Here is a 17,113-nt window from a genome sequence, read left to right as displayed (position 1 = left end):
GGCAGGTTTAGTGGTGCAGGGAGTCTGCCGGGGTAGCCGCCGTCTCATTGACGACCGGGTTTTTATTAAAACGTTTGGCATACAGCGCGGTGATAATCGGCACCAGAATCGCGGTGACTATCACGCTGGCGGCAACCAGCGCCGTAGCGGATGCGGCAACCGGTTCAAATGCCGGGTTAATCTGGGCGATAATCACCGGGTTTGCCACTGCAGCGCCTGCTGCAGAAGAGGCTGCTACGCCTGCCGTACCGTTCCCGCCACCAATAACGCGGTCAGCAATAATCAGCGGAATACCGGTGATGACGATAACCGCGACGCCCAGCAGGATGCCCAGCAGACCCGTATCAACGATGACGCTCAGGTTAATCGTGTTGCCCAGCGCGAAGCCGAAGAACGGGATCAGCACCGGCGTGGCTTTGCTGAAGAAGGAACGCAGATCGTGATCCAGGTTACCCAACGCAAAACCAATCAGGAACGGTAATACCGCGCCGACAAAATGGTGTGGTTCGAAGGAAGCCAGACCCGCGGAGCCGAGGATCACCATGGTCATTAACGGACCGGATTCCAGAGACATCAACACAAATGCGCCAGACTCTTCTTTGGTTCCGTATTGGTTCATCAGGCTGGCGTACAAACCGCCGTTGGTCATGTCCATCGCTGAAACAATCGCCAGTACCGAAAGACCGGCAAAGAACCCGGTTTGAATACCGGTATCAGGAATAAATGAAGCAGCAATCATTGCCACTACCCATGCTACGGCTATTTTAGTTAATACCAGTGTGCCGGATTTGCGTAATACCGTGCCGGTTGCTCGTAAATCAATAGATGCACCGATACAAAAAAACCACACCGCCAGAATCGGCACCGTTCCGCTGATCATTCCTTTGGTAAACGAACCGAAATACGCGCCGGTATCCGGAGCTAACGTATTTAACACTGCGCCTAATAACAGAGGAATCAACATCATTCCGCCAGGGATGCGTTCAATCGTGGCTTTAATTTTCATAAGCGTCCTCATCTCTTGTCGCAGGTAATACACGCGCAAGGAAGTAAAAATTAATAAATTCAAGTAGTTACTGATGTTTCTTAACAAAGAAAACAGCTATCTCTTTGTTTTATAAAATCTAACGCGGCATACGTTGAGCGTGTTGCTGCTCCCAGGGATATTGCGTCTGGAATTAGTTTGCATTCATGGGAACATTGATTCAATCAAAATAAAACGATGTTTTAGTTATCTTCATCACATATTCCGAGCAAAAGTTCCTGAGTGCTCTGATAATTAAAAAAGCTGTGATCTTTTTGTGAAGAGATTAGGTGGGTTTTTGCCTAGCAGAATAATAGTGACTGTTGTGATTGTTGGTGCAACAAAGCGATTTATTCTTGTATTTAATTGCCAGAAAATCGCAAGCATTACATGTAAAAAAGTTGACTAAGAATGACCTGATTTACGCATGTTGACGAAATGGAAATCTATATGTGAAGTTGATCACAAATTTAAACACTGTTAGGGTAAAGAGGTCATTAACCGCCCAATCAGGCGTCAACAGGTTCGGTTGTACTGCTCGTTTCTCGTCAGTGTAAGTAAACCTGCTACGCTTGTTACAGGGAATGCGTCTGTGCATTCCCCGCTCGGTGATGACCTTGACGCAGGGGCGTTGAGGGACTCGATCTGTAGCGTGACAGGGCTAAGTCTATGAGGACGAGTATGCTAAAAAGGAAAAAAATAAAACCAATTACGCTGCGCGACGTTACCATCATTGATGACGGTAAACTGCGAAAAGCCATTACCGCGGCGTCGTTAGGTAATGCGATGGAGTGGTTTGATTTTGGTGTTTATGGGTTTGTTGCTTACGCATTAGGTAAAGTGTTCTTCCCGGGGGCTGACCCCAGCGTACAGATGGTTGCTGCACTTGCCACCTTCTCTGTTCCCTTTCTGATTCGACCGCTTGGCGGATTGTTCTTCGGTATGCTTGGCGATAAATACGGTCGTCAGAAGATCCTCGCTATCACCATTGTGATTATGTCGATAAGTACCTTCTGTATCGGTCTCATTCCCTCGTATGCCTCGATTGGTATCTGGGCGCCGATTCTGCTGTTGCTGTGTAAAATGGCGCAGGGGTTCTCAGTCGGCGGAGAGTATACCGGGGCGTCGATTTTTGTCGCAGAGTACTCGCCAGACCGTAAGCGCGGATTTATGGGCAGCTGGCTGGACTTCGGCTCGATTGCCGGGTTTGTGCTGGGTGCGGGCGTGGTAGTCCTGATCTCAACTATCGTCGGCGAAGAAAACTTCCTTGAGTGGGGCTGGCGTATTCCGTTCTTCCTGGCGCTACCGTTAGGGCTTATTGGCCTGTACCTGCGTCATGCACTGGAAGAGACTCCGGCGTTCCAGCAGCACGTGGATAAACTGGAGCAGGGCGATCGTCAGGGACTGCAGGACGGTCCGAAGGTGTCGTTTAAAGAGATTGCGACCAGGCACTGGCGCAGCCTGCTGGCATGTATTGGTCTGGTGATTGCCACCAACGTCACCTACTACATGCTGCTCACCTATATGCCGAGCTACCTGTCGCATAACCTGCATTACTCTGAAGACCACGGCGTGCTGATTATTATCGCCATCATGATTGGTATGCTGTTTGTGCAGCCGGTGATGGGTCTGCTCAGCGACCGCTTCGGGCGCCGTCCGTTTGTGATTATGGGCAGTATTGCGCTGTTTGTGCTGGCTATTCCGGCATTTATTCTGATTAACAGTAACGTCATCGGCCTGATTTTCGCCGGGTTGCTGATGCTGGCGGTGATCCTCAACTGCTTTACCGGGGTGATGGCGTCAACGTTACCAGCGATGTTCCCGACGCATATTCGCTACAGTGCCCTGGCCGCAGCGTTTAATATCTCGGTATTGGTCGCCGGTCTGACACCGACGTTGGCCGCATGGCTGGTGGAAAGCTCGCAGAATCTGATGATGCCTGCTTATTATCTGATGGTGATTGCGGTGATAGGTTTAATTACCGGCGTGACCATGAAAGAGACGGCTAATCAGCCGCTGAAGGGGGCTACGCCTGCCGCTTCGGATATTCATGAAGCGAAAGAGCTCCTCGGCGAGCACTACGATAATATTGAGCATAAAATCGAAGATATCGATCAGGAAATTGCTGAGCTGCAGCTTAAGCGTACGCGCCTGGTGCAGCAGCATCCGCGGATTGATGAGTAATCATGTGATTTATCATATCCACTTAAGGTTGGCTTAATCTGTGTCAGGCAAACTCTCCTCCAGAGTATCGGAGGAGAGTGTCATGAAAAACCGCATTTATGAAAGTTTGACCACCGTGTGCAGCGTGCTGATCGTTAGCAGCTTTTTGTACGTTTGGGTGAGTTCTTACTGACCTTTCTCTAATTCCACCCAAGCGCGAGTGCCGGTGGTTCCCTGACGATTTTGCAAATAGAAATGCCCGTGATGTAATTGGGTGATACGACTGACAATGCTCAGCCCCAGCCCAATCCCGCCAAAACGGCTGTCCATACGCACAAACGCTTTACTCAGCTCCCCGCATTTACTCTCATCAATGCCAGGGCCTTCATCTTCGACGGCGATAACGGCATCATGCTCTGTATTCAGGCTAATCGTAATATGGGTGCCTTCCGGGCTGTAACGATGCGCGTTCTCCACCAGATTTCGCAGCAGCATTCGTAATAGCGTCGCATCGCCACGTACGACAACGTCCGCCGTGCTTTGCGGTAGGAGCAGCGTCTGCTGACGCTGGTCCAGCATGGTGCTGAGTTCATCGTAGGAGGGCAAAATCACGTCCTCCAGCAGTTTGACATGCTGGTAGCTCCCGGCCGAGAACGACTGTCCAACGCGGGCGAGTTGCAGCAGTTGCGACACGCTGTCCATCATTTGGTCAAGGCGGGCAATTAACGGTGAAACGTCGACCTTATGGGTTTTGGACAGTAATTCCAGATGCAGGCGAACGCCTGACAGTGGGGTGCGCAGTTCGTGGGCGACATCGGCGGTAAATAAGCGTTCGTTTTCAATGGTGCTCGTCAGCCGCGTCACCAGCTCGTTGAGCGCTGAGACGACCGCCTGGATCTCAACGGTTGAACTGTGAACTTCAATCGGAGCAAGGTTATCGGCTGCCCGCGTTTCTAACTCTTTTTGCAGATCCGCCAGCGGGCGAGTAATACGTCGTACTGCCTGGTAGCAAATCAGCAGCGTCAGGCTGACCATAAAGATACCGGGGACGATCAGGCTGGCGATGGCCTCGCGGATTTCATGCAGGATGTGGCGATCGTTGTTACGATTTTCGCGTAACGCCTGCTCAAATAGCTGTATTTGTTCGGTGCTTTCGTGCCACAACCAGAAGGTGCTAATCAACTGGAAGACCAGCAGAATAAGACCGATGGTCAGCATCAGGCGATGACGCAGCGGGAGCGGTTTTTTTAGATATTGCAGTAGCTTCACTTAGCTTTCCTCAGTGGCAACCAGCATATAGCCAAATCCCCTGACTGTGCGGATACGTGATTTACCCACTTTGTCCCGCAGGTTGTGAATGTGCACTTCCAGCGTATTGGTCGACGGTTCGTTATCCCAGCTGTAGATGTCGTTATACAGGATCTCCCGGTGTACCGGGCTGCCCGCTTTAAGCATCAGGCGCGACAGGAGTGCGTATTCTTTCGGCGTTAAGATAACTTCTTGTCCATCCATCCACACCTGGCGACGACCGATATTCAGCGTCAGGTTACTGACAATGAGTTCACTTTCACCCTGATTGTTATGACGACGCAGCAGCGCCCGGATGCGGGCATGCAGTTCTTCCAGTGCGAACGGTTTGACCAGATAGTCATCGGCGCCAACGTCTAGCCCGCTGACCCGGTCTTTCACCGTATCGCGGGCGGTGAGGATAAGCACCGGCACGGTGTATTTTTTCTGTCTGATGCGGTTCAGGAAGTGCAGGCCGTCTTCATCCGGTAAGCCCAGGTCCAGAACCACCAGACTGTAATGCCCGGTCTCCAGACACTGCTCCGCGGCACGGGCCGTTGATACGCCGTCGCAGGCATAGCCTTCTGTTTGCGCGGCGAGTATCAGTCCCTGTAATAACAACGTATCGTCTTCAACAATCAGAATTTTCATTCGTTTAGCCTCCCCGGCAGGGTTGCAGAATATCATCTGCTGCCTGATATTTCTGTGTTTGCACGCCTGTTAATCCCAGCAGGGTTGAGAAGAGATTATCCTGTGAGAAGTCCTCTGAGCCTGCCCGTTTTTGCAAACATGTCTGAGAGACTTGATAGCGTTGCTGATAATCTTCTGAGAGCCACAGCAGCATCGGCACATGTTTTTGCGTATCTGGCGCAATCGAATATGGCAGGCCGTGTAAATAGATGCCATTTTCCCCTAAGGATTCACCGTGATCGGAAAGGTAGACCAGGCTGGTGGTGAAATTATCCTGATGCTCTTTCAGTATATTGATTGCTTTATCAACAATATAGTCGACGTAAAGAATGGTGTTGTCATAGGTATTGACCAACTGTTGCTGTGAACAAGTCTGGATTTCGTTGGTGTCACAGGTTGGCGTAAATTTCTTGAACTGCGCAGGATAGCGGTTGTAATAGGTCGGACCGTGGCTGCCGATGGTGTGCAGCACAATCACGCCGTCGCCTTGCAGGTTATTAATGTACTCTTCCAGCCCGTGGAACAGCACGTCATCGTAGCATTCCCCGTCAATACACTGCCCTGGCAGGTTCAGCTTAGTCATATTCTGGTGCGGTACCCGGTCACATGCCCCTTTGCAGCCGCCGTCGTTATCGTTCCACAGAACGTTAATTCCCGCCCGCTGAATAATGTCGAGCACGCCTTCCTGATGCTGCGCCAGTTCTTCATCGTAGTGCGCGCGTGGCATACCCGAGAACATGCAGGGGACAGATACTGCCGTTGCCGTTCCGCAGGATGTGGTGCGGGGGAAATAGACCACATCATCTTTTTCCAGCAACGGGTTGGTCTGGCGCGAATAGCCTGATAGCGAGAAGTTATCGCCGCGTGAGGTCTCGCCGAGCACCACAATCGTCAGGTTCTTACGCTTTTCTTTCACCATCAACGGATTGCGATGGGCGTCTTCACCAATGCGTACCAGCGGCAGGTGGGCCAGCCTCTGGTGTGAATACCAGGAAGAGGTCGCCACAATGCTGTTGGATGGGCTGAGGGATTTCACCAGTTCTTTATTGTTGCGAAACAGTGAGGCGTAATCTTTGTAGAAGAACGCGGCGACCAGCACGATCAGCAGCGCGGAGATCAGAATATTCGCGCCACGGAACAGTACGCTGCGCATGGCCGGGGAGATCGGTTTGATTCTTATCCAGCAGGCAATGAGCGCGGCGAGAATGCCGCTTACTCCGAGCGTGATGAGCATTTGCGGCGTCAGCAAAGCAAAGGTTTCGGCGGGTGTGGTGTCCATCATATTGGCGATCATCGAGCGGTCAATGATGATGCCGTAGGTCATGATGAAATATTGGGCCGATGCGCCAACCAGAATGAAAACGCAGGCCACCAGGCGATTAAGCCACAGGAATGAGGCCAGCGTCAGCACAATGTTCATGACGCTGAAAGCGACGACCGGCATCGACAAAAACACCAGCAGGTTGCGCACGGAATCCAGGGGCAGTTCTTGCAGCACTTGTTTATAGAACGCAATGTTCAGGAAAGTCGCAAGATAAAATGAGATCAGGAGAAGCCAGCTGATTAGCCCGAGAGTGGGTCTTTTAAACAGGTGCTTTAACATTAAGGGGGTTCCATCGACTAAGTGCTACAAATCCTCTCAAAGTAAAATTAAGCCAACCTTAAGTTCTTAATGTTGATTTCAGGAATCGCGGGGGGCGGCGTTGGCCCGATGAACTTACGCCATCGGGCAACGACGACTGTTTGCGTTAGTTATTGTTTACCGGGGCATCCAATGGATATGGGTTTTTATGGATCCGATTGTAGTTCAGTGCATACAGCGCGGTGATGATCATCAGTGTGACGAATGACCACATCACCTCTTTGGCACCGGAACCGACAACGGCCCAAATGCAGTAAACAAAAGCGATAAAGGTCACCAGTAAGTACATCGGACGCGCTTTACCAAAGTGACCATGGCCGAGCAGCAGCAGCGCGGCGCAGGTGTACAGATACGGCACCAGCGTGAAGATAACGGAGACCGAAGAGACCAGACCAAACTCTTTCGCAGCGTTTGGCGACATGCTGCTGAACTGGAAGATGGTCATCAGAACGCCGACGATAATTAACCCGGCTACCGGCGTACCGGCTTTGTTAACGCGGGCAAAAATCGGTGGGAACAGGCCGTCATCGGCTGCCGCTTTGGCGGTTTGCCCGGCAAGCAGCGTCCAGCCGCCCAAGGAACCAAGGCACCCGGCCGCGGCACAGAAGGAGACAATCGCCCCAGCGGTGTCTCCCAGCGCCATGCGCGCGGCATCACCGAACGGGGAGGCTGAAACACGCAGCGCCGCGTTAGGGATCATACCCATAATCGCCGTGGTGGAGAGCACATAGCAAACGGCGGCAATCAGCACGCCGCCCATGGTGGCGATAGGCACGTTACGTTTGGGATTTTTAACCACACCTGCCGCGACGGAGGCGCTTTCCACGCCGATAAATGACCACAAGGTTACGTTCAGAGTGCTTTGAATCGCACCGAAGGTGTTCATACCGCTGACGTTCCATGCCGCCATATAGGTTTCACCCCGGAACCAGAACCAGCCGAAGACGGCAATACCGACAATTGGCACCAGCGCCAGTACCGTTGCGACGGCCTGTACACGGGTGATCATTTTTGGTCCGACAATGTTCAGCAACACGAAGATCCACAGTACCACGACGCAGGTCAGCGTCAGGACCAGCGGATCTTTTAAGATGGGGAAGAAGTAGCTCAGGTAACCGACGCCAATAACCACCATGGCGATGTTACCAATCCAGCAAGCCAGCCAGTACAGGACGTTGGTCTGGTAGCCCAAAAAAGGACCGAAACAGCGGCGGGCATAAGCGTAAGAACCACCGGGACTGGAGTCTAAGGACGACATTTTCGCGTACACCATCGACAGCGCCAAAGCACCGATAATAGTGACCAACCATCCGTAGATTGCAATCCCGCCAGTTGACGCAAGGTTTGCGGGTAGCAGGAATACACCGGAACCCATAATATTCCCCGACACCATAAGGGTGACGGGGATTAAGCCCACTTTGTGAGCATCAGCATCCGTCGACATATTTAGTAACTCCTGATAAGGATAAATGACGTCTTATCATACCTCTTCAGAAGACTATTTTATGATGGCGGACTGGGGGTATCGCTAATGCTGATATTATTATGGCTTATCGCTAACTGATTAAAAATCAGGCAGCGGATGGCTCCCTATGTTGACTGACATAATGCAGAGGCGTCATCCCATAGAACTCTTTGAATACGGAAATAAAGTACGAGGTACTGTTATATCCGCACAGTTGAGAGACCTGGGAAATGTTTTTGCCATCCATCAATAATTGATTGACGGCATAACGCATGCGACACGTGGTTATTATTTGGCTATAACTTGTATTTTCACTTTTGAGCTTTTTCTTTAACAAACTGGGGCTCAGGCATAAGCAACTGGCAACCATGCTTAAATTCCAGTCTTTATGTATATCGCTCTCAATAATGTGATAAACGCTGTCGCTGATACGACTGCGTAGTATATGCATGAGCAGAGAAATAAACTTTTTGCTGCCGAGAAAGCGTGATAACACCGTGAACAGTAGCGAGCGCGTGCGCACACTTTCACCTTCGTCCATTGTGTCCATTACGCTATATTGGGCAGCCACCCGGAAGACATCCGGCGTCAGACAGACGGCGGTCATCACTGGGTTGGCACTGCGTTGCCAGAGTGGGATCTGTGAAAGGTCTTTATTTAAAAAACGTAGATAGTCTTTAATGATATCACGGCTGATATGTACGACCAGTGCGTTATTAAGTGATGAGAAATCGATAATATTATTATCGCATGCTGCCAGCGCCATATGATTAGCTTTTAAGCTGATGGCTTCTTTACCGTTAATCCTTAACCAAACATCCTTCTCCGTTAATACAACAACACAAGCTGCTCTGCTGCAAACCCTCATACCCAAACTCCAGGAATATGAACATAAAACACCGTAGCTCACCATCAGATGAACCATATCGGCTAAATTGAAATTGTATGATGAATCCAGGACCGCATTAAAATAACGTGTCTGAAATTAATTACAATGTTTGGTGGGAATTTTCTTATGTACACTTTTTTTTACGCAAGTGGAAACGTGATATTTGCGTATAAAAAAAGCGCGGGGTGGTCCCGCGCAAAAAGGTATGACAATGTTATTGTTTTGCAGCAATACTCAGGAATTACTCAAGCATGACATGTCTACCTTAAAAATCGGACTATCTATAAAATGACATTATGCTTTCACGCACATGACGTGATATACACCGTCAATAATTTCCGTTCCTTCGGTTTCATGTTCAAATCCAGGGAAGTGGTGGTCCCAGGACTGCAACGAACGTAGATAACTAATCTGCGGGCTATTGGCGTCGCCAAAGTTTTCCCCGGACAGCAGCATTGGAATTCCCGGTGGGTAAGGAATCACGGAATTCGCAGCTATACGACCCGGCAGATTTTCAATGGCCACCATCTCAACGTTATCGCTGACTATCGCGTTATAGGCTTCACGCGGGGTGATTTCAGCAACGGGCAGGCCAGAGTAGGCCGCGTTGAGTCGGCTGCCAGGGTTGTTCTCTTTCAGCCAGGCAAACATGGTGTCGCCCAGATCGTGAATGCCCATGTTGGCGTAAGTGTCAGGATGTTCCTCAACCAGTTCTGGCATCACCTGCGCCAGCGGTGTATTGGCATCGTAATGGTGTTTGAATGAGCACAGGGTATTGATCAGCGTGCCCCATTTCCCACGGGTAATCCCCATTGAGAACAGGAACATAATCTGGAAATCGGTGGTACGGGTCGGCACGATACCGTGGCGGCCAAGCCAGGCGGTGACCAGCGCTGCCGGTACGCCGCTCTCTTCCAGTTCGCCATCATCGCCCATCCCCGGTGCCAGAATACTGACTTTGATTGGGTCCAGCATGCTCCAGTTATCCGGCAGGTCTTTAAACCCGTGCCAGGTTTCACCCGGACGCATCACCCAGCAGTTCTGGTCAGTGGTCAGGAGCTGGGTTGGCGCATCGGCAAAGTCATAGGTTTTGCCGGTCTGCGGGTCAGTCACCACTTCTTTGTTCCACGGTTTGAAGAACCAGTCGCCTTCGGCGGAAAATTCTTTGTACAAACGCGCCATGGCCTGACGGAAATCGACCGCTTCGTCGATCACTTCCTGGGTGAGCGACAGACCGCTGTTGCCGTCCATCATGGAGACCGCCACGTCGTTTGATGCGCAGATGGCATACAGCGGAGAGGTGGTGGCGTGCATCATGTACGCCTGGTTAAAGCGGGAGAAGTTCACGGCCCCACGACCTTCACGGACGTGAATGTAAGACGCCTGAGAGAGCGCGTTCAGCAGTTTGTGGGTCGAGTGGGTCGCAAAAACGGTAGGACCGTTATGATCGCCCGGCGCGCCACGCATAGCGTAGTGATCGGCATAAATTGGGTTAAAGCGGGCATAGCCGTACCAGGCCTCATCGAAGTGGATGCGATCGCTGGTTTGCGCGAGCAGGTCCTGGGCCTCTTTGGCGTTGTAGCAAACACCGTCATAAGTACAGTTGGTCACAACGCTGTAAGACGGTTTTTGCCCGGCCTTGCCCTTGGTCAGCGGGCTTTCGCTGATTTTTTTCTGCAATGTTTCAGGTTGCATTTCTTGCGGGTAGATAGGGCCGATAATGCCGTACCGGTTGCGACTTGGCACCATGTACACCGGTTTTGCGCCGGTGAGGATCAACCCCTGCTCGATAGATTTGTGGCAGTTACGATCCAGCACCACGACGTCGTTGTCGGTCATACAAGCCTGCATGATGGTGCGGTTAGAGCCGGAAGTCCCGACCACTACGGACCAGGATCGGTCAGCGCCAAACACGCGGGCGGCATATTTTTCGCTCTCGCCAAATGCGCCGGTATGATCCAGCAGTGAGCCGAGCGATGCGCGTTCAATACCCATGTCGCTACGGAATAAGTTTTCACCGTAGTAATCATGATAAAAACGACCCGCCGGCGTTTTGGTAAATCCGACACCGCCCTGGTGACCAGGCGCCGCCCAGGAGTATTCATGGATGTCGCCGTATTTCATCAGCGCGCTGAACAGTGGCGGCAGAAGCTGCTGGCGGTAACGGGTCATCGCCGCAACGGCACGTCCGGCGATAAAGTCTGCGGTATCTTCCATAATCCAGGCGAATTCATCGACAAGCTCCAGCAGGTCGCGATCCAGCGATGCGGTGGCTTTTTCGCGATCGCCCAGCAGGAAAACGGGAACGTTTTGCTGGCGCTCGTGGAGCTTGCCGATCAATTGCCTGACGTTCAGGTGCTCGTCTTGTTGTTCCATTTGATAGCTGAACATCAGGCAATCAATGGCTTCATTAGCGGCGAGGATTGCGTAACCATCGTCGAATGAGGTGGACTTAATGACGGTAACATTTTGGCGGCTTAATGCGTCAGCCAGACGTTCGACAGCGCTACCGACCCAGGTGTCCTGATGCAGAAACTCACTTTCAACAATTAATACTTTCATCATCTTTTACCCGGTTGTGGAAAGGTTGCAATTTATGGATTGCAGACACACCGTATGAATGTGACGCAGGCAAGTATTATCCTGACAAAATGGGCTGTAAAGCGGGTGATAAATAGTCTGATTTTTGTTTAATTTGTTTTTAAACAAATAGTTATCTTTGCTTATTGGCGATTTTTCACCGCTGTTTATCGACAGGGGGAATATTTTTTTGGCTGATACTGATATCGGCGAACGATAGGGATCGTAGGCCGGGGTAACGCCGGTGGTTTCTGGCTGCTCAGCCAGCCATTGTTTGCCGGCGCTGCTGGCTCAGTTTGCGGTACTGCTGCGGCGACATGCCGACAAACTTGCTGAAGGTGTCATAAAAACGGCTGCTGGATCGGAATCCGGCGGTCAACGCGACGTCAAGAATGGTTTTATCGGTATCGCTAAGCAATGCGCGGACGTGATTGATCCGCATTGCGGTGATGTACTGCTTCATGGTGAGTTGCATCACGCGCTGGAAAATCCCCATCGCGTAGTTGGCGTTGAGCTTCACGTGTTCCGCGACGTCGTTGATAGTGAGCACCTGATCGTAGTTATCGGCAATAAAACTCAGCATCTGGCTTACGTAAAACTGGGCGTGCCGCGAAACGCTGTTTTTGTGCGTCCGCGAAGTTTTATTGACCAGGATTGGCTGCCAGCCGGAAAGGCTAAACCGCTTGAGCATCAGACCAATTTCATCAATGGCGAGCTGGCGAATTTGCTCGTTCGGGTTGCTCAGCTCCTGTTGCCAGCGCTGAACTTCAAAGGTGCTTAGCTGCTGCGACGCCAGCGATTTGATGACCATGCCATGGGTAACGTGGTTGATCAGTTCGCGATCCAGCGGCCAGGAAAGGAAAAGGTGCATCGGTAAATTGAAGATAGCCATGCTTTGGCAGCTGCCGGGACGCGTGAGCTGATGCGGCGTACAGGCCCAGAAAAGCGTAATGTGTCCCTGTTTTATCTGCACCACTTCGTTGTTGATGAGGTACTCAACATCGCCATCAAACGGCACATTAATCTCCACCTGCCCATGCCAGTGGCTGGCAGGCATAGCATGCGGTGAGCGCAGCTCAATATCCATCCGTTGATATTCTGAGTACAGCGACAATGGGCTGCGGGTTTGCTCTTCATCGCTGCTGCACATGTGCGGATCGGGGGGAAGAGGCGATGTCGGTAATGTACTCATGGTTGCTCCATTTCCTGAATTATCAGAATCATGTCATTTGCTGCGCATTAAGGCTGAGAATCAGGACACAAATCGGACCGATATCATTGAGCATAGTGAGATTTTGGGGCCGCATACTCTGCTTTTTGTGCAATTTTGTCCCATAAACTCAGATCCAGTATGGGACAAAGAGGCGATCTGAGTTTATGGGAATGCTCGCCAGGGAAGTCGGAAGTTTTCATCAATGCGCTGTGCCACCATGACTGTGTTCACTAATGTTCTGGAGAGTCATGATGTCTGCACCCAAAATTACCTTTATCGGCGCCGGTTCCACGATTTTCGTCAAAAATATCCTCGGGGACGTCTTTCATCGCGATGCGCTGAAATCTGCGCATATCGCCTTGATGGACGTCAATCCTACTCGGCTGGAAGAGTCACACATTGTGGTGCGTAAGTTGATGGACTCAGCGGGCGCGTCCGGGCGTATCACCTGCTATACCGATCAAAAAGCGGCATTGCAGGATGCTGATTTTGTGGTGGTCGCTTTCCAGATTGGTGGCTATGAACCTTGTACCGTTACCGATTTTGCGGTGTGTAAACGTCATGGTCTGGAGCAGACGATTGCCGATACGTTGGGGCCTGGCGGCATTATGCGCGCGCTGCGCACTATCCCGCATTTATGGCAGATTTGTGAGGATATGACCGAAGTCTGCCCGCAGGCCACCATGCTTAACTACGTTAACCCGATGGCGATGAACACCTGGGCAATGTATGCGCGCTATCCGCATATTAAGCAGGTTGGATTGTGTCACTCGGTGCAAGGGACAGCGGAGGAGCTGGCCCGCGATTTGAACATCGACCCGGCCTCTTTGCGCTATCGCTGCGCCGGGATCAACCATATGGCGTTTTATCTGGAACTTGAGCGTAAAACGGCTGACGGTGCTTATGTGAATCTCTATCCGGAGCTGCTGGCGGCCTATGAATCTGGTCAGGCGCCGAAACCGAATCTTCACGGTAATACCCGTTGTCAGAACATTGTGCGTTATGAAATGTTCAAAAAGCTGGGCTATTTCGTCACTGAGTCGTCGGAGCATTTCGCGGAATATACGCCGTGGTTTATCAAACCAGGGCGTGAGGATCTGATTGAGCGCTATAAGGTTCCACTGGATGAGTATCCAAAACGCTGTGTGGAACAGCTGGCAAACTGGAACAAAGAGCTGGAAGAGTACAAAACGGCGGCGCGGATCGAGATTAAACCGTCACGTGAATATGCCAGCACTATCATGAACGCTATCTGGACCGGTGAACCGAGCGTGGTGTATGGCAACGTTCGCAATGACCATCTGATCGATAACCTGCCGCAAGGCTGTTGCGTGGAGGTGGCTTGCCTGGTCGATGCGAATGGTATCCAGCCAACGAAGGTGGGTACTCTCCCGTCACATTTAGCGGCCATGATGCAAACCAATATCAATGTTCAGACCCTGCTAACGGAAGCCATTCTGACGGAAAATCGCGATCGCGTTTATCACGCGGCGATGATGGATCCGCATACCGCCGCGGTATTGGGGATTGAGGAGATTTATGCGCTGGTGGACGACCTGATCGCGTCTCATGGCGACTGGCTGCCGGCCTGGTTACACCGTTAACACACCATTACGCCGGGCAGAGCATCCGGCGTTTAACCTCTGACGTTTCCTCTAACAGAAGGCGGGCGCTGGTAACGGCGACCCGATACCCTATGAGCATCTCTCTGAAAACAAAACTCAGTTACGGATTTGGAGCGTTTGGTAAGGATTTCGCCATCGGTATTGTGTACATGTACCTGATGTATTACTACACCGACGTGGTGGGATTATCGGTGGGGCTGGTCGGAACGTTGTTCCTGGCGGCAAGGGTCTGGGATGCGGTAAACGATCCCATCATGGGCTGGATTGTGAACGCCACCCGGTCGCGGTGGGGAAAATTTAAACCCTGGATCTTACTCGGTACGCTGGCGAACTCATTGGTGCTGTTTTTGCTTTTTAGCGCACATTTGTTTGAGGGCACTGCGCAAGTCGTATTTGTCTGCGTGACGTATATATTATGGGGAATGACCTACACCATTATGGATATTCCATTCTGGTCGCTGGTGCCAACTATTACGCTGGATAAACGCGAGCGTGAACAACTGGTGCCGTTCCCTCGTTTCTTCGCAAGCCTGGCTGGGTTTGTCACCGCGGGGGTAACGCTACCCTTTGTGAGCTATGTTGGCGGGGCCGATCGCGGCTTTGGTTTCCAGATGTTTACGCTGGTGCTGATTGCATTCTTTATCGTTTCTACCGTTGTTACGCTGCGTAATGTGCATGAGGTTTATTCGTCAGATAGTGAGGCAACGGCGGACAGCAGTCGTCTTGGGCTGAAAGCGATCGTTGGGCTCATCTATAAAAACGACCAGTTATCCTGCCTGCTAGGCATGGCGCTGGCTTACAATATTGCCGCCAATATCATTGCAGGCTTTGCCATTTACTATTTTACTTATGTGATTGGCGATGCAAGCCTCTTCCCGTACTACATGTCTTACGCAGGAGCGGCAAACCTGCTGACGCTGATTTTCTTTCCTCGATTGGTAAAAGCGTTGTCACGACGGATCCTGTGGGCTGGGGCATCCGTGCTGCCGGTGCTCAGCTGTATCGTTTTGCTGGTGATGGCGTTAGCCGGTTTTCATAACATCTTACTCATTGTTATTGCTGGTATTTTACTGAATATTGGTTCAGCGCTTTTCTGGGTGTTGCAGGTCATTATGGTGGCGGATACTGTTGATTACGGTGAATACAAACTGAATGTACGTTGTGAAAGTATCGCTTATTCAGTGCAGACGATGGTGGTAAAAGGAGGGTCTGCGTTTGCCGCTTTCTTTATCGCAGTGATACTTGGGGTGATTAATTACGCGCCGAATGTCGCGCAGTCTGCAGAAACCATTGTTGGTATGCAATTCATTATGATCGCGCTACCAGCACTCTTTTTTGTGGTGACCTTAGTCCTTTACTTCCGCTTTTACCGACTGAACGGCGACACGCTGCGCAGGGTCCAGATTCATTTGTTGGATAAGTACCGTAAGGTGCCGCAGCACCATGAGCAACCGGATATCCCGGCTATTGCGATAGTCACCCCAGGTGATGTGAAGGCGTAGCTATGGAATGGCATTCGTGGATTGGGTATTTGGCGGCTAGCCTGACGACGCTCTCATTCTTACCGCAAGCGATTAAGGTCATTACCACCCGCAACACGCAGGGTATCTCCGGTTTAATGTATGTAATGTTTGTGTGTGGGCTGGTGTTGTGGCTGATTTATGGATTATTGATTGAAGATACTGCCGTCAGCATGGCGAACTTTCTGACACTCCTGTTCGCCTTGCCGATTCTGGTTATTAAGTCTCGCAATGGGTAGGGCTGATTGCCGGATAAGCGTCAGCGCTATCCGGCAGTTTTTAACTGTCTGTTGTGCCAGCCCGCCAACACGAGCACCGTGGTTAGCGCACCGAGCAGGGCGCAGAACATATCCGACTGGGTATCCCACGGGTCGCCCTGCGTCCCGAGAAAATCATCCGCTCCCTGACCCATCGCCAGCGCCGCCCACCATTCGATCAGCTCATACATCGCGCTAATCGCCAGCGCCACGCAGCAGACCAAAAATGCCAGCATTTTGCGGCCACGAACTATATTACCGCGCACTAAAATCTCTCTTGCCGTCAGGGCGGGCACCAGACCCTGGAAGAAGTGACCCAGCTTGTCATAGGGGTTACGACTGAGATCCAGCCACTCCTGAACCTGAAAACCGACAGGGACTTTAGCGTAGGTATACATACCGCCGACCATCAGAATGATGGCGTGCAAGAAAATGAGCGTGTAGAGCAATGGCGTCAGCGGGTAGCGCTTCACGGTCGCCAGCAACAGTGGGACGACAATAATGACCGGAGTAACTTCCATCAGCCAGGTGATTTTCTCCGTGGCAGAGACACCGGTGTAGATAAGTATTAGCGCCAGGAGCAGCGCGCCAGAGTGCAAGATTGTGGAGTTCAGTGTGCGGAGCATGGCGAATTCACAAGTAATGGAAAAGGTTACTATTCCCTGTGAGCGGCAAAAATTCAACGCCAGTAAATGGGGGGATAAAGTTGGCCCGGGGGGATCACTGGACTGACGCCAAAAATCTGTTGTCAGTCCAGT

13 protein-coding genes are annotated in these 17,113 nt (G+C 51.4%); 4 read left to right on the top strand and 9 right to left on the bottom strand.

Going from position 1 to position 17,113, the window contains the following annotated elements; all coding sequences use genetic code 11:
• Window positions 1–7: 7 nt before the first annotated feature.
• A complete protein-coding gene (gene kdgT / locus HV243_RS22655) occupies window positions 8–1,006 on the bottom strand; it encodes a 2-keto-3-deoxygluconate transporter (RefSeq protein WP_016155482.1) in 999 nt (332 codons plus the stop codon).
• Window positions 1,007–1,705: 699 nt separating this feature from the next.
• On the opposite strand from kdgT, the gene proP reads away from it, so the two are divergent.
• Complete coding sequence (gene proP, locus HV243_RS22650) at window positions 1,706–3,208, top strand: glycine betaine/L-proline transporter ProP (RefSeq protein WP_016155405.1); 1,503 nt, start codon at window positions 1,706–1,708, stop codon at window positions 3,206–3,208.
• A gap of 165 nt (window positions 3,209–3,373) precedes the next feature.
• Here the strand turns inward: proP and pmrB are convergent, their stop codons facing one another.
• The 7 genes from pmrB to melR all read right to left on the bottom strand — a co-directional run bounded on the left by pmrB (window position 3,374) and on the right by melR (window position 12,932).
• Entirely contained in the window at window positions 3,374–4,456 is a 1,083-nt protein-coding gene (gene pmrB / locus HV243_RS22640; RefSeq protein WP_016155484.1) for a two-component system sensor histidine kinase PmrB, read from the bottom strand.
• Window positions 4,457–5,125 carry a two-component system response regulator PmrA gene (pmrA, locus tag HV243_RS22635; RefSeq protein ID WP_016155408.1) on the bottom strand — a complete coding sequence of 223 codons (669 nt, stop codon included), beginning with the start codon at window positions 5,123–5,125 and terminating at the stop codon, window positions 4,457–4,459.
• 4 nt (window positions 5,126–5,129) lie between these two features.
• Window positions 5,130–6,767 (bottom strand): phosphoethanolamine transferase EptA, encoded by a 1,638-nt coding sequence (gene eptA / locus HV243_RS22630; RefSeq protein WP_053389817.1) that lies wholly within the window; start codon window positions 6,765–6,767, stop codon window positions 5,130–5,132.
• A 145-nt stretch (window positions 6,768–6,912) separates the two neighbouring features.
• Window positions 6,913–8,250, bottom strand: coding sequence for an arginine/agmatine antiporter (gene adiC / locus HV243_RS22625; protein ID WP_016155410.1), 1,338 nt, complete (start codon window positions 8,248–8,250; stop codon window positions 6,913–6,915).
• A gap of 127 nt (window positions 8,251–8,377) precedes the next feature.
• On the bottom strand, window positions 8,378–9,139 hold the full coding sequence (locus tag HV243_RS22620) for an AraC family transcriptional regulator (protein WP_053389818.1): 762 nt from the start codon (window positions 9,137–9,139) through the stop codon (window positions 8,378–8,380).
• Between the two features lie 315 nt (window positions 9,140–9,454).
• Entirely contained in the window at window positions 9,455–11,722 is a 2,268-nt protein-coding gene (adiA, locus tag HV243_RS22615) for an arginine decarboxylase (RefSeq protein ID WP_095715480.1), read from the bottom strand.
• 277 nt (window positions 11,723–11,999) lie between these two features.
• Complete coding sequence (melR, locus tag HV243_RS22610; protein ID WP_016155413.1) at window positions 12,000–12,932, bottom strand: transcriptional regulator MelR; 933 nt, start codon at window positions 12,930–12,932, stop codon at window positions 12,000–12,002.
• Window positions 12,933–13,201: 269 nt separating this feature from the next.
• On the opposite strand from melR, the gene melA reads away from it, so the two are divergent.
• From melA to HV243_RS22595, 3 genes are all read left to right on the top strand, one after another.
• Window positions 13,202–14,557: an alpha-galactosidase gene (gene melA / locus HV243_RS22605; RefSeq protein ID WP_049259806.1), complete on the top strand. Its 1,356-nt coding sequence runs from the start codon at window positions 13,202–13,204 to the stop codon at window positions 14,555–14,557.
• 92 nt (window positions 14,558–14,649) lie between these two features.
• Window positions 14,650–16,080 carry a melibiose:sodium transporter MelB gene (melB, locus tag HV243_RS22600; RefSeq protein ID WP_053389820.1) on the top strand — a complete coding sequence of 477 codons (1,431 nt, stop codon included), beginning with the start codon at window positions 14,650–14,652 and terminating at the stop codon, window positions 16,078–16,080.
• A 2-nt stretch (window positions 16,081–16,082) separates the two neighbouring features.
• A complete protein-coding gene (locus HV243_RS22595) occupies window positions 16,083–16,337 on the top strand; it encodes a SemiSWEET transporter (RefSeq protein ID WP_016155416.1) in 255 nt (84 codons plus the stop codon).
• Window positions 16,338–16,363: 26 nt separating this feature from the next.
• On the opposite strand, the gene HV243_RS22590 is transcribed toward HV243_RS22595, so the two are convergent.
• Window positions 16,364–16,981: a DUF2238 domain-containing protein gene (locus HV243_RS22590; protein ID WP_016155491.1), complete on the bottom strand. Its 618-nt coding sequence runs from the start codon at window positions 16,979–16,981 to the stop codon at window positions 16,364–16,366.
• Between the last annotated feature and the right edge of the window lie 132 nt (window positions 16,982–17,113).

This window comes from Citrobacter sp. RHBSTW-00599, assembly GCF_013784065.1.
Classification (GTDB): domain Bacteria; phylum Pseudomonadota; class Gammaproteobacteria; order Enterobacterales; family Enterobacteriaceae; genus Citrobacter; species Citrobacter braakii.
The sequence above is the reverse complement of the archived record's forward strand: the minus strand, read 5'-3'. Positions and strand labels throughout refer to the sequence as shown.